Origin of the sequence: Halobacterium bonnevillei, from assembly GCF_009831555.1 — an archaeon.
Classification (GTDB): domain Archaea; phylum Halobacteriota; class Halobacteria; order Halobacteriales; family Halobacteriaceae; genus Halobacterium; species Halobacterium bonnevillei.
In genome coordinates this window covers 1-20,426 of sequence record NZ_WUUU01000010.1, presented here as the reverse complement: position 1 = coordinate 20,426, position 20,426 = coordinate 1, and the positions used below count along the sequence as shown (strand labels likewise).

General features: G+C 69.3%; 15 protein-coding genes and 2 pseudogenes. All 17 read right to left on the bottom strand.

Translation table 11 applies throughout. The annotated features are described in order from the left end of the window. Positions 1-912 carry a carboxylate--amine ligase gene (locus GRX66_RS03000; protein WP_159525202.1) on the bottom strand — a complete coding sequence of 304 codons (912 nt, stop codon included), beginning with the start codon at positions 910-912 and terminating at the stop codon, positions 1-3. After that, a complete protein-coding gene (locus GRX66_RS02995; RefSeq protein ID WP_159525201.1) occupies positions 815-2,236 on the bottom strand; it encodes an NAD-dependent epimerase/dehydratase family protein in 1,422 nt (473 codons plus the stop codon). Before GRX66_RS02995 ends, GRX66_RS03000 begins: the two co-directional genes overlap by 98 nt. A gap of 75 nt (positions 2,237-2,311) precedes the next feature. After that, positions 2,312-3,781 carry a flippase gene (locus GRX66_RS02990; protein ID WP_159525200.1) on the bottom strand — a complete coding sequence of 490 codons (1,470 nt, stop codon included), beginning with the start codon at positions 3,779-3,781 and terminating at the stop codon, positions 2,312-2,314. Then, positions 3,782-5,668 (bottom strand): hypothetical protein, encoded by a 1,887-nt coding sequence (locus tag GRX66_RS02985; RefSeq protein WP_159525199.1) that lies wholly within the window; start codon positions 5,666-5,668, stop codon positions 3,782-3,784. It abuts the gene before it with no gap. Between the two features lie 183 nt (positions 5,669-5,851). Then, positions 5,852-6,789: pseudogene (locus GRX66_RS02980) on the bottom strand (glycosyltransferase). A 5-nt stretch (positions 6,790-6,794) separates the two neighbouring features. Beyond that, positions 6,795-7,802 carry a GNAT family N-acetyltransferase gene (locus GRX66_RS02975; protein WP_159525198.1) on the bottom strand — a complete coding sequence of 336 codons (1,008 nt, stop codon included), beginning with the start codon at positions 7,800-7,802 and terminating at the stop codon, positions 6,795-6,797. A gap of 103 nt (positions 7,803-7,905) precedes the next feature. Beyond that, the gene (locus GRX66_RS02970; protein WP_201292898.1) at positions 7,906-9,171 is read right to left on the bottom strand and encodes a carboxylate--amine ligase; all 1,266 of its coding nucleotides are present in this window, start codon (positions 9,169-9,171) and stop codon (positions 7,906-7,908) included. 312 nt (positions 9,172-9,483) lie between these two features. Then, positions 9,484-10,485, bottom strand: coding sequence for a polysaccharide deacetylase family protein (locus GRX66_RS02965; protein ID WP_325063926.1), 1,002 nt, complete (start codon positions 10,483-10,485; stop codon positions 9,484-9,486). Then, on the bottom strand, positions 10,482-11,513 hold the full coding sequence (locus GRX66_RS02960; protein ID WP_159525196.1) for a DUF354 domain-containing protein: 1,032 nt from the start codon (positions 11,511-11,513) through the stop codon (positions 10,482-10,484). The genes GRX66_RS02965 and GRX66_RS02960 overlap by 4 nt, the downstream gene beginning before the upstream one ends. Next, positions 11,513-13,081 carry an alkaline phosphatase family protein gene (locus tag GRX66_RS02955; RefSeq protein ID WP_159525195.1) on the bottom strand — a complete coding sequence of 523 codons (1,569 nt, stop codon included), beginning with the start codon at positions 13,079-13,081 and terminating at the stop codon, positions 11,513-11,515. Before GRX66_RS02955 ends, GRX66_RS02960 begins: the two co-directional genes overlap by 1 nt. A gap of 9 nt (positions 13,082-13,090) precedes the next feature. Further along, positions 13,091-13,882, bottom strand: a complete 792-nt coding sequence (locus GRX66_RS02950; protein ID WP_201292897.1) for a hypothetical protein — start codon at positions 13,880-13,882, stop codon at positions 13,091-13,093. Positions 13,883-14,042: 160 nt separating this feature from the next. Next, positions 14,043-15,446 carry a nucleotide sugar dehydrogenase gene (locus GRX66_RS02945; RefSeq protein ID WP_325063925.1) on the bottom strand — a complete coding sequence of 468 codons (1,404 nt, stop codon included), beginning with the start codon at positions 15,444-15,446 and terminating at the stop codon, positions 14,043-14,045. After that, a complete protein-coding gene (locus tag GRX66_RS02940) occupies positions 15,443-16,417 on the bottom strand; it encodes a Gfo/Idh/MocA family oxidoreductase (protein ID WP_325063924.1) in 975 nt (324 codons plus the stop codon). Before GRX66_RS02940 ends, GRX66_RS02945 begins: the two co-directional genes overlap by 4 nt. Then, positions 16,414-17,532 carry a DegT/DnrJ/EryC1/StrS family aminotransferase gene (locus GRX66_RS02935; protein WP_159525194.1) on the bottom strand — a complete coding sequence of 373 codons (1,119 nt, stop codon included), beginning with the start codon at positions 17,530-17,532 and terminating at the stop codon, positions 16,414-16,416. The genes GRX66_RS02940 and GRX66_RS02935 overlap by 4 nt, the downstream gene beginning before the upstream one ends. Continuing rightward, positions 17,529-18,101: an acyltransferase gene (locus GRX66_RS02930; protein ID WP_159525193.1), complete on the bottom strand. Its 573-nt coding sequence runs from the start codon at positions 18,099-18,101 to the stop codon at positions 17,529-17,531. The genes GRX66_RS02935 and GRX66_RS02930 overlap by 4 nt, the downstream gene beginning before the upstream one ends. 341 nt (positions 18,102-18,442) lie before the next feature. Continuing rightward, entirely contained in the window at positions 18,443-19,825 is a 1,383-nt protein-coding gene (locus tag GRX66_RS02925) for a hypothetical protein (protein WP_159525192.1), read from the bottom strand. Positions 19,826-19,921: 96 nt separating this feature from the next. Then, positions 19,922-20,426: pseudogene (locus tag GRX66_RS02920) on the bottom strand (hypothetical protein); the annotation flags it as partial.

Genomic DNA, 20,426 nt, shown 5'->3' with positions numbered 1-20,426 from the left:
TCAGAACGGGAGTTTCGACCTGACACCCGCGAGGAACGGCCCCGGGTCGTCGGCAGCCGCGTAGTCGAAGTGCGGGTCGCTGATGCACGACGACGCCACGTCCATGAACGTCCGCGCTACCGACGGCCGTTCGACGTGCGGTGACGCCTCCGTGAGGACGCTCAGGAGATAGCCGAGTTCGCCGTGCAACAGATGGCTGCCGACGCCGAATTCGTAGTCGTCGACGATCTCGTCGCCGCGACCTGTCGCCTGCAGCCAGTAGGCGTACGGGAAGTCGGCACCGGCACGCACCGCGACCGGCAGCGACTGCCAGAGCCGCGGATTGATCTCGGTGAGCACGTACTCGCCCGTCCTCGCGTGCCGCATGTACTCGATGCAGGCCAGGCCGTGCCAGTCCAGTTCCGCGAGCAGGTCCCGGGCGACCGCGTCCAGTTCGGGGTCGTACATCGACTTCCGGTAGACTCCGCCGCCGCCCGTGTACGACGTTCCGCGGATCTGCTCGTGCTGGAACGTCAACAGGGGCGTGCCGTGGTCGTAGAGCGCACCGACCACGAACTCGCCGTCCTTCGGGATGAACTCCTGGACGATTGGTTCGTGGCGCATCGTTCGTCTGAGCACCGTCCGTTCCGGAGGTTCAGCGGCGTCCACGTGCACGAGGTCCTTCACCACGTCGACGTCCTCGGGGCCGAGGTCCTCGAGGTATGCGTCCGCGAGGACGTTGAACCGGGACTTCACGAGCAGCGGCTCCGTCCAGTCGGAGACGGCCGACAGCGGCCGCGTCTCAGGGACGGGGACGCCGGCGGTCGCTGCGGCGTCAGCGAGAGCGAGGCGGTCGTGGACGCGCTCGAGTTGCCGCATCGACGGCACCGGCAGCGAGACGAAGTTCGCGAACGCGTCGTCGTACCTGGACAATAGGTAGCCGTCCTCGGGACGGACGGGGATGACCGTGGCGACGTCCTCGCGCTCCGCGAGGTCGAGGAGGGCGTTCCGGTAGACGAGCAGGTGCTCGCGGGGGTCCGGAAGCGAGACCGACTCCGAACAGAAGCGGGACGCCGCAGCCGGGACGCCGTCCTTCTCGGACGCGATTATGGTGTCGACGCCGCGGCGCGCCAGCGACCTGACGGTCACGTAGCTGGCCGCCTCGTGGCCGGTGGGAACGAGCGCAGTCGTCCCACTCGACGTGGACTCCACGCCGCCTGTCGAGTCGCTGCCGCCTCGAGAAGCCGCCGCGAACCGTCCATACGCCGCGGACAGCCTGGAGGCGGTCACTGCACTGGGGCCGCTCGCTCGACGAGGTCCCGCAGGCCTCCTCGAGTCGGACCGCCGATTCGAAGCCGAGCTGGCGGCGTGCCCGCGTGACGTCCGCCTCGCTCCGCTGAACGTCAGCCGTCCGCGGGTCGGTGTGGACGACGCTGGACGGCGACCCGGTGACGTCGCGGACCAGGGTCGCGAGCGCCCGGATCTGGATGCTCCGGCCGGTGCCGACGTTGAACGCGCGGCCGACGTGGTCGGTGGTCGCGGCCGCGAGATTCGCGCGCACGACGTCGGAGACGTGCACGAAGTCCCGCGTCTGGGTCCCGTCGCCGTGCACGGTCAACTGCTGCCCTGACTGGGCCTGTTCGAGGAAGGCCGTGACGACCCCGCTGTACTGGCCGCCGGACTGCCGCGGCCCGTAGACGTTGAAGTACCGCAAGGCGACCGTCTCGAGACCGTAGAGGTCGTGATACCGGCGCGTGTAGTGGTCCAGGGCGAGCTTGTCGATGCCGTACGGCGACGTCGGCTCCTTGGGGGCTCGCTCGTGAATCGGGACCTCGCTGGGGGTCCCGTAGACGGCGACGCTGGAAGCCGCCACGACGCGGGCGTCCTCGCGGCGTGCCGCCTCCAGGACGTTCAGCGTCGCCGCGACGTTCGCGTCGTGGCTGACTGCCGGCTGCTCGACTGACTTCGGGACGCTCACGAGGCCCGCCTCGTGGAAGACCACGTCGACGTCAGCCATCGCCTCCGCGACGGTATCGGCGTCCCGGACGTCGCCCTCAACGACGGACGCGGCCGGCGGGACGTGTTCGCGGTCACCGGTGGAGAAGTCGTCGAGGACGCGCACGTCGCAGGCGTCCGCGAGCGCGTCGGCGATGTGGCTGCCGACGAACCCGGCGCCTCCGGTGACGAGAACTGTCTCGCCGGAGAGCGCCGGCTGATCGGATGGCGTGTCGAGGTGGGCTGCGCCCGGCAGTGACATATCCGTTGGCTCGCCGAACGCGGGGTTTGTTATGGAGTGATTAGCCCCGGAGTTCCCGCTGGTCGTTCGTCGGGGCTACGTGAGCAGTTTCGCGACCCGTTTCACGTCGAGGATGCCGCCAGCGACGGAGAGCGCGGCCCAGGTGCCGAAGCCGAGGAACACAGCGCCGAACAGCGTCAACAGCCCCGTGACGTAGGGCAGCGCCAGCCAGACGGCCGCCGCCATCGCGACCGTGACCAGGCACGTGACGGCGAGCCGTCGAAGCACGAAGCCGAAGCGAATCGTCAGCTCCTGGTGGATGAAGTAGACGTTCGAGAGCGTGTAGACCGTGTACGTGATGACCGTGGCGACGGCGGCGCCGACGACGCCGAGGACGGGGATCAACAGGAGGTTCAGGCCGGCGTTCGAGACGGCCATCGCGGACTTGATGACGGCGCGGGAGCGCGCCCGACCGAGGTAGTCGAGGCCGTCGCTGGTCACCTTGTTGACGGCGTTGACGAGCATGAACCCGCTGAACACCTGGAGGACCGGGACGGCGCCCAGGTAATCGCTCCCGAAGACGTAGCGCACCATCGGGTCGGCGACGAGAATCAGGCCGACGACGGCGGGGACGTACGCGAGCAGGACGTACTGGAGGGACTGCTCGTAGAGCTTCGCCGCGCGCTCGGTCTGGTCTTTCGAGGACTGTTCGCCGAGCGCCGGGGAGACCGTGTACCCGAACGACGACGCCGGCGCGGAGACGAAGTCCGAGACCTGTTTGGCGATGGTGTAGTAGCCGACCGCGGTCATGTTCAGGAGGACGCCCACGAGCAGCGTGTCGACTTTCTTGTCGAGGACGTTCGCGCCGCGGGTCGCCGTCAGGGGGACGCTGTACTCCAGCAGGCGCTTCGAGAGGTCGTCGGCGGGCGCGTCAGCCGCCTCGTAGCCGGTGTAGAAGCGCGTGTACGCGAGGTACCCGCCGACGCCGGCCGCGAGCGCGAAGCTCGCGACGTACCCGTAGAGCGCGCCGCCGACGCCGAATCCGAGGACGACGAACCCGGCGACCAGCGGCAGGCGACTGACGCTGGTCACCGCGGAGACCGTCGCGCTGTACGTGACGCGGTTGAATCCCTGGAACAGCGCGGAGAAGTATTTGGTGAGCGCCCGCGCAGCGACGAAGAGACTGCCCGCGAGCAGGAACGGCACGAGGGAGGGCGTCCCGAGCGCGTTCGCGACGGGTCGACCCAGGAGCAGCGTGCCGCCGGCGACGACGACGACGAGCGCGAGAATGAACGTCAGGGACTTCCGGACGACGTGCGGGACCTGGCCGGGGTCGGTCTCCGAGAACTCGGTGACGTACCGCGCGGCCGACTTCGGCAGGCCGAGGGTGGCGAGGATGGTGACGACGCCGAGCGCGGACAGCACGAAGTTCAGTTGGCCGAACTGCTCGGGGTCCAACAGCACCCGGGTCAACAACACGATGAGGACGCCGTTCGACGCGAGGTTGAGCACCCTCGCCCCCAGCATTGCCTTCACGCCGCGAGCGATGCGGTCGACGAGCGACATCTACGCGTCGTCCTCCCGGACGACGTACACGTCGACCCCGTCGCTGGTGCGGACGTGATTCACGCCGGGCGCGGTTTCGAACGCACTGAACCCTGATTCGGGGTGCCTGAAGCCGCCGTAGAGGCCGACTTCGCGTTCGTAGTCGCGCTCGGTGAGCACGATGTATCGGGGGTCGCCGAACGCGTCCGTGTAGTTCCCCGCGGCGAACACTCCCGGCGGGATGGCGTCCCTGTAGCCGGGGAACGAGAGCGTCGTCCGCGCGCGCTCCGTGCCGTAGTGGTAGTCCACGAAGCGCCGCGGTCCGCCGCGCACGCCCGCGAACTCGACGCCGTCCTCGCGGTACTCGAACGCGGACCCGAAGCCGTCGAGTTCGGCTGCCGTGACGTGCTTGGTCGGCTGGTAAACGTACGGCGACGGGTGGATCGCGACCGCACCGACCGGTGCCAGCCCCAGAAGGAGCACGACGACGATGGCCGCGCCGGCGCGCGCGGCGCCTCGGTGTGCGGCCCAGTTCCGGGCGCGGGCCAGCGCGGCGGCGGCCAGGATGCTCACGGGCACCATGATGAACCCGTGATAGCGGAAGTACATGTCCCCGGCATTCGACGCCAGCACCACGAGGAAGACACCGACGACCGGGACGAGGCCCGCCCCGACGTAGCCGACGAGGGCGTCGGAATCGCGGTAGCGGCGGTAGAGGCCGACACCGAGCAGCCCCGCAGCGAGCGCCGAGCACACCGTCGCGACACCGAACAGTTTCCCGAACAGTTCGGGGAGGCTCCCGCCGACGACAGTCAGCGACGCCGACCGCTGGGACACGACTCCGCCCGCGGAGGGGCCGGACTGGACGAGACTCTCGATGGTCCCGGTGAACGCTCCCTGTGCGCGGTCGAACCGCGGCGTCCACGCGAAGAACACGGCCAGCAGAACGGCCGTGTGAACGTACAGCGGCCGGTGAGCGGCGAGGGCCCGGTTCGCGGCGAATCGCCGGGCGAGAAACTGGACGGCAGCGATTGCGGCGAACACGAGCGCGACGTTCAGCGCCTGCTGTGGGTGGACGAAGACCACAGCGGCCGACGCGAGCACGAGGAGGACGCCCGTCCCGGTCCCGAGGACTAGCCAGGGTGACGCTGTCGAGTCCCCGCGTCCACCAGCGGACCTGTGGATTCTGTCCCCGCGTCCACCGGCGGAGTCACGAGACTCGTCCCCGCGTCCGGCGTCGAGATCGCCGGTGGTGTACGCGAGCGCGAGGTACAGCAGGAACGCGAACAACAGGATTGCCTGGCTCGCCGGGTGCGTGTTCGGGTGGACGGAGACGTTGTTGATGGGGACGAACAGCGCGGCGACGAGCAAGCCGACCGTGTACGCCCGCGGCGTGGCTGCGATCAGTTCGGCTGCCAGCGGGACGAACAGCAGGAATACGAACGGAATCGCGACCAATGCGACGACCATGTTCGCTTGGGTCATCGGGACGTCCGCGACGCGCCCGACGAAGACGGTCAGCGAGTGGACGCCTGGGTAGAGGAGGTTCGTGGGGTCGTGGGCTCCGGCCGCGATCTCCCGGGCCCAGCCGACGTGGCTCAGGGAGTCACCGACGCCGTAGAACTCGTAACCGCGGAGCAGCGGCAACCCGAAGACGGTGAGCGTGGCGCCGCCAACGAGGCCGACGGCAGCGGCCCAGACGCCGCTCCGAACGCGCGCGGTGAAGGCGACGAGCGCCCCCGAGAGGAACGCCGCAGCCACGCCGCCCCAGACCATCGCGGGAGTCGACGCGTAGATGGACAGCTCGTAGGCGGCGGCGGGGCTGTTGTGGGCTGCGAGGACGGCGACAGTCAGCGCCACGGACCCTGCGAGGAGCGCGAGTTTCCGGACGCGGTCAGTGGTGCTCACGTGAGACCTCCACGAGTCGTGGCTTGCAGTCGCACGGCTGCGAGGATTGTTATGCGGACCGTATAGCCGGCAGGCGCCGCCGCCGACGTCCCGCAGTCCGGTGATTCCCGCGCGAGACTGCGGTGCCGGGAGTGGCGTGCTATCCGTCGCGTCTGGGAAGACGCTCGCCCCCGACGACTGTGGTCAGGCCGCATCGACGACCGTCTCGTAGACTCCGTGGAGTCGTTCGCTGGTCCGTTCGACGCTGATTTCGCGGGCGGCCTTCCGGCCGTTCGACCGCTCGTTCGCTCGGAGGACGTCGCGACGGCGGCGGCGAGGCCGGCGTCGGAGGTACAGACGTGAGAGTGCGTGACGCCGTCGAGTCGCGCGTCGACGTCGCCGACGTCGGTGGAGACCACGGGGAGGTTGCACGCCAGGGCCTCCTTCACCGCGTTCGGTGATCCCTCCCGTCGCGAGGTCACGAGAAGGACGTCTGCGGCGTTCATGTACGTCGGCATCTGGTCGTGCGGGACGCCGGTGACCGTGTGCAACACGACGGGGGCGTCGAGTTCGCCGTCGACGGTGTCAACGATTCGGTCCGCCCTCGGATAGTCTTTGACGCTGCGTTCGGGCGGATACGGAAACAGGACGTGGTAGACGTCGTCGCGCCACCCGAGGCGGTTCTTGGCGTCGTCCTGGGGCGCTGGCTGGAACCGGGCGAGGTCGACGCCGTGCGGGATGACGTGGGCGTCGGTATCGAGTTCCGCCGCCATCGCCGGGGACATCACGACGACCTCGTCGGCGAGCCGCGTGCAGAGCTTGCTCACCCAGCCGTACTTCCCGAACAGGTCAGTCCCCCATAGGGAGACGACCACCGGGAGGTTCGGCTGGAGGACCGCGTGCGGCGCCGTCAGTCCGTAGTTCGCGTGCACCAGGTCGTAGTCGTCGAAGGACGCGCCGAGGACGCTGGGGTACAAGCGGGCGTACGCCAGCGGGGACCTGCCCGACGTCTCGCCGTCCTCGTAGTCCCGGCGGCCCGGAACCGTCAGCGTCGTCTGGTCGACGCCGCGCTCCCCGAGCACGGCGACCTGCTGCTGGAAGAACCGCGAGTCGCTGTTCGGGACGAGGTTGAGCACTCGCACGGCGGCTACCTGCTCACCAGGCGGTAGGCGGTCTTTGCGGCGGTCATCCCCGGACCGCTGGACTCGAGGGCGTAGTACGGCGCGAGGTCCGCGCCGAACTTGCTCTTGTACCGGCAGAGCCGCTCCGTGTTCGCCCCCATCAGGTCGTAGGTGTCCACCGACTCACGCGGGTCCCCGTCCGCGATGTCGCAGATGACGCGCCAGTGGAGGAGGCTGTTCACGCTCGTGCCCTCGTGGACGGTGCGCGCGCCGCCGAGCCAGTAGTACGCCGCGTCGTTGCTGTAGAGGACGATCATCCCCGAGAGGAAGTCCCCGTCCGCCGTTTGCACGACGTACGTGCGGCAGCGGTCGTCTGCGGCCAGTGCACGCGCGAGGTCGCTGACGTACGACCACTCCAGCGTGAAGCCGCGGTCCTGTTCCTCGTACCGGGCGCGGGTCTGTTCGAACACCTGGCGGACGGCGTCCTCGCCGTCGACCGCGACAGTGACGTCGAGGTCTAGGCCGTCCCGGATTTCCCGCCGGAGGCTCTTGCTGAACGAGGACAACATCGCGTCAGGGTCCTCGTCGACGTCGAGGTGGTACGTGAACGAGGTGTCCAGCGAGAGGTCAGACCACACGAACGGCCGCGGGTCGGGGTACGACGTCGGGCAGACCGTCCGGAACAGCGTCGTCGACGCGTCCACGTCGAGTTCCGCGAGGACCCGTTCAGCGAACCGGCCGTTGACCTGCTCGCGTTTCCGTCGTTTCGGGCTGACGGGCATCACCAGCGGGCCGAGCCTGGGCACGGCGAACCCGGGCGGCGGCGACAGCGTGGCGCGCCCGACGGCACGGTCCTGCACTACGACCGGGAACAAGCCGACGGGCTGTTCTCCCTTGAAGCCGCCGTACAGCCGCAGCTCGCCGTTGGAGTGGTCCGCGAGCACGCTGAGGGCCGCGGGCGTGTGGAACACCTCGAACCCCGAGTCGGGGAGGGCGTCCCCCCACTCGGCCAGCGAGAGTTGTCGAATCTCCATTGCCAGCGGTGGGTTCCCGTGGCTCAATTGTTATCACCTTCCTACCCACCGGAACACGTCCGAACGGCGGGCACGACGCCGCGCTTTCCGTCGGGGACGTGCTCTATCGACGACCCTGTTCGACCTGAATTGGCTTGTCATCCGGCGTGCTCGGTGGCTCGCGGTCTGGGAAGACGTCGCGGAGTTCCGCCTGCAGCGCTTCGACGCCGAGCTCGGCCGCCTGCCGGAGCGCCGCGAGCGTGGTCAGGGGGTCCGACGGCCGCACGAACACCTGACTAGTCGTCGCGAGCGCCTGGAGGAACGGCCCGATGGCCGCGGGATTCCCGTCAGCGAGCTGTTCGGCGAGCCACTTCAGGTCGCCGTAGAGGAGTCGCTGCTGGACGACGTCGTCTCGGTAGCAACCCGGGACGCACGGCTTCTCGCCTGCGAGCAGCGAGTAGTGCAGCCACGGGACGTCGACGCCGCTGGCGACCGCGAGCGGCAGCGACCCCCAGTACCGGCCGTTGACTTCCACGAGGTAGAACTCCCCGTCGGGCGTCCACATGAACTCCACCTGGATCGGCCCGGTCCAGTCGATTTCGGCGACGACGGTGCGGGCGTACGCGAGCATCCTGTCGTCGCGGAACCCGCGAATCAGCGTCGAACTCCCCCCGGACGCGGGCGTGGTGCGGAGGCGGCGTTCCTGGAAGTGCGCGAGCAGTTCGCCCTCGCGGGCGAGACCGACGGTGGTGGTGGTCTGTCCGGGGATGCACTCCTGGACGAGCGGTGGTTCGTTCCGGGTGCCCTCGCTAGCGTTGCGCAGTCGCTCGTACGTTTCGAGGAGGTCGGCCGGGGAGTCGGCGTAGTCGTTGCTGCCGACTTCGTGCGTGTAGAGGCGGCCGTGGCTGTCCGCGACGTGTTTGCTCCGGGACTTCACGATGACGGGATAGGCGACGTCGTCGGCGATTGCTTCGACGTCGGCCAGCGAAGCGGGTGCGTGCGTCTCCGGCGTGGGGACGTCGAGGTCGGTGGCGAACGCGAAGGTGCGGGCTTTGTTCGCGACGCGCTGGAATCGCTCCCAGTCCTCGACGCCGACGTGCGTGCCGGTGTCTGCGAGTCGCTGTTTGTTCCGGGAGACGACTGTGGTAGTGTCGTCGCGCGTGGGGATGACCGCGAAGTGGTCGGTCCGCGTCAGGAAGTCGAATAGCTCGTTCGCGAACGCGACAGGTCGCTCGCTAGGCTCGGGATGCACGTACTCCCGGTCGACGTACCGCGAGTAGCGCCCGATCGAGTTCTCGGCCGCAGCACCGACCGTGACGTCGACGCCGCGGGACCCGAGCGACGAGACGACGCTCAGGGACGCCTGGCTGTCGCCGTCGAGAACGAGCACGCGAGCGTCTGGGGCAGTCGGGGAGCACACAATCCACGCCATCGTTGATGTGTGTCAGCTAAAGTAATAGGCACCATACGCCGTTTCGTGGCTAGTACGGCCGGCTTACGCGACTTTCCCCAACTGTTATATAATTAATACAATATTTCCGCCGGCAGAGAGCTCCGGACAGCGTTTCAGGCGTCGATAGCACCACCACCCCCACTTCATCGCCGCCGTCCGCGGCTCACTCGCAGCGTCCCAGTAGTTGGTTCCACCTACTCCGCCCGACAGCCGATTCCCTCCGGCCGCTCCTGGAGGCCGCGCCAATCGTTACGTGGTGCTGTCCTCGAGACGGTGCGTCCGGAGGGCCGATCCACCGGCGTCGTTCTCGGTGCCACCGGGCGGGGACGACAGGTCGGCGACCTCGTAGAACGCGCCCGGCGACCCCACCCACGCTCCGAGGTCGAGTGCGCGTTCGACGAGCGTGCGGTAGAGGCGGCCGTAGCCGGGGAAGTCGCGTTCGCTGAAGTGACGCGGGTGCCACAGCACCGAGGCGACGGCGTCGTTCTCGCGGGCCTCCTGGAGCACGGACTCGCAGGCCGCCAACGCCGTGTCGAAGTCCGCGCCGGGGTCGGGGAGCGACTGCTCCATGATCGTCAGCGGGAAGACGACGAAATCGTCGTCGAACGGGCGCTTCACGCCGTAGCCGTGCTGGAACCCGTAGTCGTCGCTGCTGCCGAGGCTCGCGTCGTACTGGAGGCCGACCGCGCGGTGGTGGTGCCACGTCTCGGGAACCGCGAGATTGAGGTAGTGCTGGCGGACACCAGTGACCCTGTCGCCGAGCACGTCCTCGACGGCGCGCTTCTCCGCACGGAGGCGGTCGCGGTCCCGCGGAGAGTGGTAGGACCCGTGGAGGCCGACCTCCCAGTCGCCGTCCGCCAGGTCGTCGACCACCGCACGGATCCGCGGATTGTCCATCGAGTACCGGCCGGCGTACAGCCGCCAGGCGTCCAGTGTCAGCCACTCCCGGAGCGGGCGGTCCTGGAGCCGTTGCTCCACGAGGAAGTACCACGCCGACCGCACGCCGAGGTCGCGCTCGATCGCCATCACGCGGTCGAACTGCCAGTACGGGTCCGTGCTCGGAAGCATCGACGAGAGGTGGTAGCGACGGTTCCCCGCGTCGGTGAGCGCGTAGTACAGCGACTGGTAGGTCTTGTAGGGGCGGTCGACGTCGTGCGTGAGCAGCAGCGCGAACTCGTAGCCGTCCGGAATCGGCCGCTCGTCGGCCTGAAGGCCGGGATAGTCCGCCGCGCCGGATTCGTTCCCGCTCACGGCGCCCCCACCTCCTCGGTGAGTTCCACCACGAACGCGGTGAGGTCGACGTTGTCCGCGAGCAGGTGGCGTCGGCGCCGCCGCCACCGCCGCGACGCGTCCGAGTCGGCGGCCAGTTCGACGGCGCGGTCGACGGCGGTCCGTTCGCTGGTCGTGGACTCCACGAGACCGTACTCCGCCAGCGCGCGGAAGTTCCCCATGTCGCTGTCCAGGGGGTCGTACCGGACCGCGGGCGTCCCGAGCACGCCGGCTTCCGTCGCCATCGTCGAGGAGTCACCGACGTAGGCGTCCGCGAACGCCAGCAGGTCGTGCAGCCCGTCGACGGACACCGGCGGAGCGGACGCGTCGTCCCCCCACGGGACCGACCCCTCGCTGGAGACGTAGACTTCGCCGTGGGCAGCGAGGCGTCCGAGGAGTTCCTCGACGGCGTCTCGAGAGAAACTCGCCGTGCCGCCGTCGTGGTGGGCGTCGCCGGCGACGAGGCGGACGACCGAGTACGGTTCCGCTGGGTCGACGTCGGCCTCCCGGAGCACGTCGGGGTCGGGCGTGAACCGCGCCGGGTGGAGGTACGCGAGTTCGTGAAACCCCTCGTAGCGGACGTGTGGCGCGGGCAGGTCGCGGTCGAAACAGGCGGGTGTCGCCACGACCGCCGCGAACGGTGCGGTGACGCGGTCGAGCAGCCCCGCGACCTCCGTGTCGTGGAAGACCACGTTCGGTGTTCCGAGCGCCGAGGAGACGTGTGCGGCCGCCGGGTTCAGGCGACTGAGCACGACGTCCGGGTCGAAGCGAGCCGCGAACCGGAGCAAGCGGAATTCGCGCCCGCTCCACTCGCGAGCGACGCCGAGCAGTCCGGCGCGTTTCCGGGAGAGGACGGTGTGGTCGATGCCGTGGGCGTCCAAGAGGTCGGTCGTCACGTCCTTCTCGCGGGACGCCACGTGGACCGCGTGCCCGCGCTCGCGGAACGCGTCAATCGCGTTCCGGAAGAGGTGGACGTGCGCCGGGTGCGTGACATCGACCAGGACGCGCATCACTCCAGGTAACCGAGGTCCGCGAGGCGTTGTTCGACCGCCGCCGCGTCGCTGGCGTCGTCTTCTCGTGTGCCCGAGAGCGGCGGCCGGGTCGCTACGTCCCTGTTCGCTGGCTCCGAGTCGGGCGCGAACACGTCCAGGACGTCGCCGTCGACGTCCGTCGGGACTGCCGAGCCCATCGAGTGCAGCAGCGTCGGCGCGAGGTCCGTGATGGACGCGCGCCGCGTCAGTCCCTCCGCGCGGAAACTCGGACCGGAGAACAGGAAGATGCCCGCTGGCATGTTCCCGCCCTTCCAGACGCCGCTGTCGGCGACTGCCTCGTCCGGCCCGATGGCGTCGCTGACGTGGACGTTCTCGCCCTGGTCGACGATCAGGTCCGGCGCGTTCTCGGCGTAGGGACCGTTGTAGTACTGTTCCCCGCGGTGGACTGCGTTCACGAGCGAGGCGCCGGTCTCCGGATGGGTCGCCGCCTCCAGGTCTCTGATCAGGCCGTCCCGAACGTGGTCGTATCGCGGGTCGTCGCTGGGAATCGTGAGGTACAGCGGCCCCTGATTGCTGGCGACGGCGGTCGTCTGCTCCCAGTCCAGAACGGAGAGCACGCGGTCGCGTTTCACGCCCTCCGCCCACGGCACCAGCCGTTGGATGCGCTCGGGGACGACGCGGCCGAGCGTGTCGGCCATGCTGAGGCGTTTCGCCACCGCGAGCGCTCGCTCCTTCGTGATGCCGGCGCGGCAAAGCGCGGAGTCGACGCCCGCCTGCGTCTCGAGGTAGCCGTGCTCCGCGAGCCAGACGTTCAGGTAGAACACCGTCTCGACCGGCCAGGTGCCGTGGTCGCTCATCACGAGGACGTCGTGGCCGTCGTCGAGGAAGCGGCCGAGGTGGTCGTCGATGCGCTCCCACGCCCGGCGCACCGGGTCGGTGTTGAAGAAGTAGTGCTGGAGCGCCATGCTGTAGAACACCGTCAGGTGGAGGAAGTCCGGGGCCTCGCGCTCCAGCAGGCGTTCGGCCGCCTCGAACCGGAGGTCCACGAGGTCCAGCACAGCCTCGACCTCCGCCGCCCCCGTCTGTGTCGGCGAAATCATCGGGCTCGGATGGACCGCGTAGTCCAGTTCGTCGCGGAGGAACGCCTCGACGTCCGGCGGCGTCGCGAACCCGGATTCCAGCGAGCGGTACGTCGTCTCGGAGGCGTCCGGGCCGCCCGCGACGACGAACCCGTCGACGTCCTTCGGCGGGTACGTCGACGGCTTGTTGATGACGCCCGCGGTCAGGCCGTCGTCGTTGAGGTAGTCCCAGAGTTCGGCGCTCTTGAAGTCCGTGGCGTCGTGGAAGACGTGGTCGCGGTTCGCGGTGTCGATGCGGTCGAACCGGAAGACGTCCAGTTTCCCCGGGTTCTTGCCGGTGGCGTAGCACTTCCAGTTCGGCACGGTCAGCGGCGGCAGACAGCTCTCGGAGACGCCGCCGACGCCGTCGTCGACGAGTCGCTGGAGGTTCGGAAGGCGGCCCGCTGAGAGCCACGGGCCGATCAGGTCCCAGTTCGCGCCGTCGAGGCCGATTGTGAGTGTCGTCATAGTGGTGTGTCAGGAGTTCGACGCGCCGTAGTCGAGGAGGTGCATGCCGCGTTTCACGAGGTTGACCGCGCGGTCCTTGGAGCGCGCGGCCACCAGTTCCGGTAGCGAGTCCGCCCACCGCTCGGGGTGTGCGAGCACGCACGCCCGGTCGACGCCCCGGCGGCGGAAGAGCGCGGCGAGGTCTGTCGTGGTGTCCGCGGAGACGGTCTTCCGGCCGTCGTCCATGGTGTGGTCTTTGATCTTGAGGGGGCCGTCGCGCCACGTCCGGCCCGTGTCCGAGTAGTACGTCACGTCCGCGAAGTCCATCGAGAGGTACGCCTCCCCGAGGAGGTCGTACTCGCCGAACCCCGGCGCGGCGGGCGCGGTCCACATCTCGCGGTTGTCGTGTGGTGAGAGCGGGTTGCCGTGCATACAGACGGTGTCGACGTCGCAGTCCCGGCGGAACACGCGGAGGTTGTTCGCGAACAGCGAGTGCGCGAGGCCGACGTCGCCGTCGGCTTCCACGTAGTCCTCGTAGTGGTAGCCGACTTCGTGGCCGAGGGATTCGACCACGTCGACGCGGTCGGGCGTGAACGTACTCGTGCGGTAGTAGTACGTGCTGGAGACGCCGCGGTCCGCTTCCAGGCGAGCCATCCGTTCGGCGTTCCCGGGTTTCCGGTCGACGTCGTGGCGCAACACGACGAATCGCTCCGGGAGGCTGTCGCGAGCGAGGTACTCGCGGACGGGCAGACACGTGTAGCCTGCCTGGCGGATGGCGTCGAGGAGGTCGACGTACGCCGCCGTGGAGAATTCGGCGCTCACAACGACCACCCCGGGATTCCCCGGTCATCCGAGACAGGTGGCGGAGTCGGGCGAATCGGACCACTCGAGTCAGTCGGAGAGGTCCGGCTAATCGGACCAGTCGAGTCAGTCGAAGAGGTCGGGCAAATCGGAATCGCCGGGCCAGCCCTGCCGCCGGTGGTCATCGCCACCCCCTCCCGACGGTGTACACTCGGTGGTCGGTGCCGGCGACGTCGAGTGCGTCGTGGCCGTCGACCACGACCAGCGGGTCGAAGGCCGACCAGTCGACGGCGTCGAACTCGTCGTGCGCCGTCGCGAGCACTGCGGCGTCCAGGTCGCAGTCCCGGAGTTCGTCGATTGCGACGTGCTCCGCTCGGACGCCAGACGCCTCCACGAGTGGGTCTGCGGCGTAGACGGTGGCGCCGCGGTCCGCGAGGAGGTCGCAGACGTCGACCCCGGGGCTCGCACGGGTCTCGGCGACGCCCGACCGGTAGGTCAATCCGAGCACTGCGACCGTCGTGTCCTCGATTGCGCCGCCGTCGGTGACGTACGCGTCGACGGTGCCGCGAGCGTCGGCCGCATCGCCGTCGTTCGGCTCGCTCGCTGCGAGGCCCTCGGCGACGCGGTCTGCGACGAACCCCGGCATCGAGTCATTCACCCGGCGCGCCGTCGAGAGCGTGGGAGTCTCGGTCTGCAGCCAGTGCAAGACGAAGTACGGGTAGTACGGGATGCAGTGCCCGCCGACGCCGGGACCGGGCGTGTGGATGTCGCAGAAGGGCTGGGTGTTCGCGGCGTCGATGGCGTCGCGCACCTCGATGTCGAGTTCGTCGGTGAGCCGCGCGAGGTCGTTCGCCAGCGCGATGTTCACGTCCCGGTAGAGGCCCTCGAACACTTTCACGGCCTCAGCGGTCGTCGCGTCCGCGACCGGGATGACGTCGTTGTCGACCAAGACGCCGTAGACGAGTCCGACGACCCGGGTGCTCTCGTCGTCGACGCCCCCGACGATTTTGGGGTGGGAGCCGCGGACGTCCCGGAGCGCGCGGCCGCTGGACGTCCGCTCCGGACAGAACGCGAGGCCGAACGAGTGCCGCGGGACGCCGCTGGCGTCCTCGAGCAGCGGGCGGAGAACGTCGACGCACGTACGCGGCGGCACGGTGGACTCCACGATCACGACGTCGCCCGGGTCCAGGCCGGCAGCGACGTCTCCCGCGACGTCGGTGAGCGCCGAGAGATCGGGGTCGTTGTCGTCGTCGACGAGCGTCGGAACGATGAGGACGTGCACGCTGGCCTCCCGGGCGCGCCGGGAATCGGTCGTCGCTTGGAGTGCGTCGCGCGCGGCCAGCGACTCGACGAGCGACGGCAACCCGGGTTCGCGAGCCACGGGGCAGTCCCCGTCGTTGATCGCAGCCACGACGGATTCGTCGATGTCGACGCCCGTGACGTTGCCCGTGTTCTCGGCGTAGACGGCCGCCAGCGGCAGCCCCATCTTCCCGAGCCCGTAGACCGCGACCGGGACGGCCCCGGATTTGAACCACTGGCGCTGGACCGCGGGGGCGGCCCGCGACCCGTACAGTGTGCGACTCACTGCCGCACCTCCCTGTGGTCCTCGGCCGGGATGCCGTCGGCGATGCGGCTCGCGATTTCGACGGCGCGAACGCCGTCGTCGGCGGTCACGACGGGGTCGGTGCCGTCCCGGACGGCGTCGGCGAACGCCGCCAGCTCCCGCTTCAGGGGTTCGGCGTGCTCGACCAGCGGGCGCTCGATCACGCTCTCGACGCGGTGCCGGAGGTCGCCGTTCGCGGAGACGTACTCCGGGGTGGAACTCCGGTGAATCTCCACGGACTGGTCGAGGAAATCCAGGGTCACGCGACACTCGCGGGCCGTAATCGCGAGTTTCCGGACCTTCTGCTGGGTGACGCGGCTGGCAGTCAGCGACGCCAGCACGCCCCCGTCGAATTGACACGTCGCGGTCGCGTACTCGCCGTCGGCGGCCCTCGTGGCCGACAGCGACACCGGGTCGGCGTCCAGCAGCGAGCAGACCACGTCGATGTCGTGGATCATCAGGTCGTAGACGACGCCGTCGCCGATGTCGCGGTCGTCGGGCGGGCTGAGCCGGTCGGCAGTCACGGCCATGACGTCGAGGTCCGGCACGATGGAGGCCAGCGTCCGGACGGCGGGGTTGAATCGCTCGACGTGCCCGACCTGGATAACGACGCCGGCCGCTTCGGCAGCGGCCGCGAGTTCGCGGCCGCGCTGGGGATCCTCGACGAACGGTTTCTCGACGAGCACGTCGACGCCAGCCTCGATACAGCGTTCGACGACGGACGCGTGGAAGGGAGTCGGTACTGCCACCGACACCGCATCCACGTGGTCGAGGAGCGCGGCTGTCGCGTACGGTTCGGCCTCGTATTCGGTGGCGACGCTGTCGGCAGCGGCGGGGTCCGCGTCGGCGACGCCGACCAGCGTCGTGCCCGCGAGTTCGCGGTAGACGCGGGCGTGGTTGCGACCCATGCTCCCGACGCCGACGACGCCAGTCCTGAGTGGTGTCCGCGTCACGAGTCTATCACCGTCCGTTCAGTGGCCGCGTCCGAGCGCGCGGGCTCGAAGGACGCCACGGCGTCCGCGATCACGTCCAGGTCCTCCGGCGACAGCCCGGGGTGTACCGGCAGTGAGAGCACGCGGTCGGCCGCCCGTTCCGCGACCGGGAGCGACGCCCGAACGTCCGCGTAGGCCGGCTGTTTGTGAATCGGGACGGGGTAGTACACGCCGGTGTCGACGCCGCAGTCGGCGAGGTGGTCGCGGAGCGCCTCACGGTCGTCCGCGCGGACCGTATACTGGTGGTAGACCGAGCGGACGTGGGCCGGGTCGACAGGCGTCTCGACGCTGGTCGCCGAGAGGCGGTCGGTGAGGGCGGCAGCGTTCTCGCGGCGCGCCTCGTTGAACGCGGGGAGTTTCTCGAGTTGCGCGCGGCCGATGGCCGCACAGAGACTGGTCATCCGGAAGTTGTGGCCGACCGTCGCGTGCTCGTAGCCGCTCGTCCGGCCGTGGTCGCAGAACCGGCGGACGCGCTCGGCGACGCCGTCGTGGCTCGTCGTGACCATGCCGCCTTCGCCCGCGGTCATGTTCTTCGTCGGGTAGAACGAGAAGCACGCCACGTCGCCGAGCGTGCCGACGGTGCTGCCGCGGTACGTCGCGCCGTGGGCCTGTGCTGCGTCTTCGACGAGCGGCAGCCCGTGATCGGTAGCGATGTTTCGCAGCGGCCGCATTTCGGCGGGCGTTCCGTAGAGGTGGACGGCGAGGATGGCGGCGACGTCGTCATGGCGGGCTACCACGTCGGCGACGCTCTCGGGGTCCAGCGTCAGCGTCTGCGGGTCGACGTCCGCGAACACGGGTTCGGCGCCCGCGTGCCGAACGGCGTTCGCGCTCGCGACGAACGAGAACGGCGTCGTCACGACCGTGTCACCGTCGCCGACGCCGAGCGCTTCGAAGGCTGCGTGTAACGCGGTCGTGCCGTTCGTGGTCGCGACCGCGTGGTCGGCGCCGCAGAACGCGGCGAACTCCGACTCGAACTCGCGGACGACCGGCCCGTCGGCGAGCTGGCCGTCAGAGATCACGGCATCGACGCGGTCGCGTTCGGCGTCCCCGAGGTCCGGGCTCGCGATCGAAATCATTTGTCGTTCCTCCCCACGAGGTCGTCGGGTAGGGGCTCGTGGACGGCGGGCGCGCCGACGGCCATCGTCTCGGGCGGCACGTCCTCGGTGACGACGGCGTTCGCCGCGACGAACGCGCGTTCGCCGAGCGTGACGTCCGGGAGGATGGTGGCGTTCGCGCCGACTGAGACGTCGTCCTCGACGGTCGGTCCAGCGAGGTCGGCCGCCGTCCGGAGCGGATACGGGTCGTTCGTGAGGACCGCGTGCGGGCCGAAGAAGACGCGGTTCCCGACTGTCGTGTGCTGGGGGAGGTAGACGCCGGTCTGGAGAGTCACCTCGTCGCCGATGGTGCACTGACCGTCGACGACAGCGTGGGTGCCGACGAGCACGTCGTCGCCAATCGTGGTGGCTTCGCGGACGAGCGCGCCGTGCCCGGTGGCGAATCGGTCGCCGATCTCCACGTCCGCGTAGACGACAGTGCCGCTGCGAATCGTGGGATTGCGACCGATGGTCGGCGAGTGGCCGTCGGTCTCGCGGAGTGTCGCGTCCGCGGACACGTCGGCTTCCGGGCCGAGGGCGGCGTCACTCATTGCCGTCGACCTCCGTGACGCGTCTTGCGTCCGGGGTCGGGCGCGAGTGGGGCCAACGCGACAGTTCAGCCGACCGAATCGAGTAGCGTGGTTCCTGAGACATGAGTCGGGGCCGCTGGTGGCGGGTGTCTGGCGTATTCCGTGAGTGACCCATTGTTATGGACGAACTTGCGGGGGTTAGCTGCCGCTTGCGCCGGAAATTGTCGAAACGTATCGGGGTTAACTGTCGGCTGCGCCCAGGTCTGAGGGACCTCGGTGGAGATAGCCGTCGCCCGCACCCGGGTTTCAGAGACGGTGCTCGGTGGGGACGCGGCGACTGTGCCGTCGGGTCGGTGCGGCTGCTAGCCACAATCGTGGCGCTCCGCCGGGCTACGGGTCATCGAGACGTTGTGTCGTTCGAACGAGGAGTTGCGCAGGGACAGCGGGTTTCCCGTCACTGCGAGGTGCGTGTCCCGCAGTTCGCCGTCGACGTTCTCCGCGCGGAGACCGTCCCTGTCGTCGCCGGACTGGTGGACGCAGAGATTCTGGAACTGGCAGCCGTCGCGGTCCGACGCGAGGATGGCCGCCCCCGTCGCCGCCGTGCCCGTGACGGTGATGTTCTGGCAGCGGAACGGTCCGCTGGTCGTCGCCGGACCGCTGTCTTCGTCCGGGCTCTTCACGCGGATCGCGTTCACGCCGTCGGCGTCGACGCGCAGTCGACAGTTCCGCACTGTCGCGGACTCCAGTTCCGACGAGAACGTGACGGCGCCGTCGCTGCCGGAGACGGCGAGCATCTCCACGACGCAGTCCTCCACGAGCACCGACTCGCCGGACCGCAGTCGGATGCCGCGCATGTTGTCGTAGCCGCCGTCGGCGTCGTCGCAGACGACGCGGACGTTCCGGACGACGCTGGACTCGCTCGACTGGATGCGGACGCCCGCGATGCCGTTGTTCCGATAGAACCCGCCGTCCACCGTGACGGAGCCCTCGGGCGGGTCGGCGTACAGGCCGTTGTCGGTGAACCCCTCGATGTGACAGTCGACGAACTCGAGGTCGCCGCGGTTCCCGTCCCCGACTTCACAGCCAGTGACGTTCGATCCCCGTTCAGCGCCGTCCGGCAGCGACAGCCGTTCGACGAGTCCGGTGCCGTCGGGGTCGGTGACGTCGATTCTGACCTGGTCCTGGTCGGTGTCGATTTCCCCGCGAACCGTGAGGTCCGCGAGGTGGACGCTGTCCGTGGCGTTCGCGAATACCGGTCTGGAGCCGGTGTCCGCGGCCGTGAAGTCGAACGTGACGCCGCGGACCGTCGCCGACTGCATCGGCTCGGGGTACCCGAGCACGAAGATCGGTTCGCTGAAGCCGTCCGGCGGGACGACAGTGGCGCCTTCGCCGACGATGGCGAGGCGCGCGTCACTCCCGAGCGAGAACGTGGTAGAAACTGCGTACCGTCCCGTCGGCAGGTGGATCAGGGTGCCGTCGGTGGCGTGAGCGACGAGCAGATCGTCGATGGGTTCGGTGCCGGTCGCGTCCGCGCCTTCGGCCTCGAGGTTCACGATGGTGTCCAGCCCGAGCTCGTCCGCGATGGTAGTGACGGGGTGTTCGGGGGCATCCGCCGGGAGTGCGTCCGGAGGGCGCGACTCGTCCGGCTGTCCGCCGCGTTCCGGCGACGTCCCGCTACGAGCACAGCCGGCAACCAGGAGGGACCCGGCGAGGCCAGCACTCCGAAGGAATCTGCGGCGATGCATTCGTTGCCTTTCAGGCACCCCGGACGCTTTGTTATGGTCGGCGAAGGAGACGCCGTCCCGGTCGAGGACGGGAGTAGGGGAACAGTACCACCCGAGCTATCGGGCGTCGAGTTCGGCGTAGGACAGCGCCCAGCTGGAACTGTCCCGGAGGTCCAGGCCGCCCGTGCACCACGCCCCGTCGCCGCTCGTGATGTCGTACGCGACGAGTTTCGTGGGGGAGGTGACGCGGGACAGCGGTGCCGAGCCGTCGTAGTGGAAGCCGTGCGCGCGAAGCACCGACTCCGGTATCGCAGTGCCGTTGTACGCCAGCAGGTCGCTGTCCGCGTACGCGTCGGTCACGGTGCGAAGTATCTCGTGCAGTCCGGCGTCGCGATCCCGGCCGCCGGCCAGCGGGAGTGCGTCCACCAGGTTCGTCGTGGTGACGCCGTCCTCGGTCTGCGTCCCGGTGACGACGCCCGCGACTGGGTCGCCGGCCATCGCCGCGGTGTAGGCCTCGTACCTCCAGTCGGGGTTCTGGTAGCGCCACTCGAGGAACTCGGCGTCGCGAACCGCGTGCACGCCGTCGGGCACCCCCCGCTCGTAGAGCGACGCGAGCCTGGAC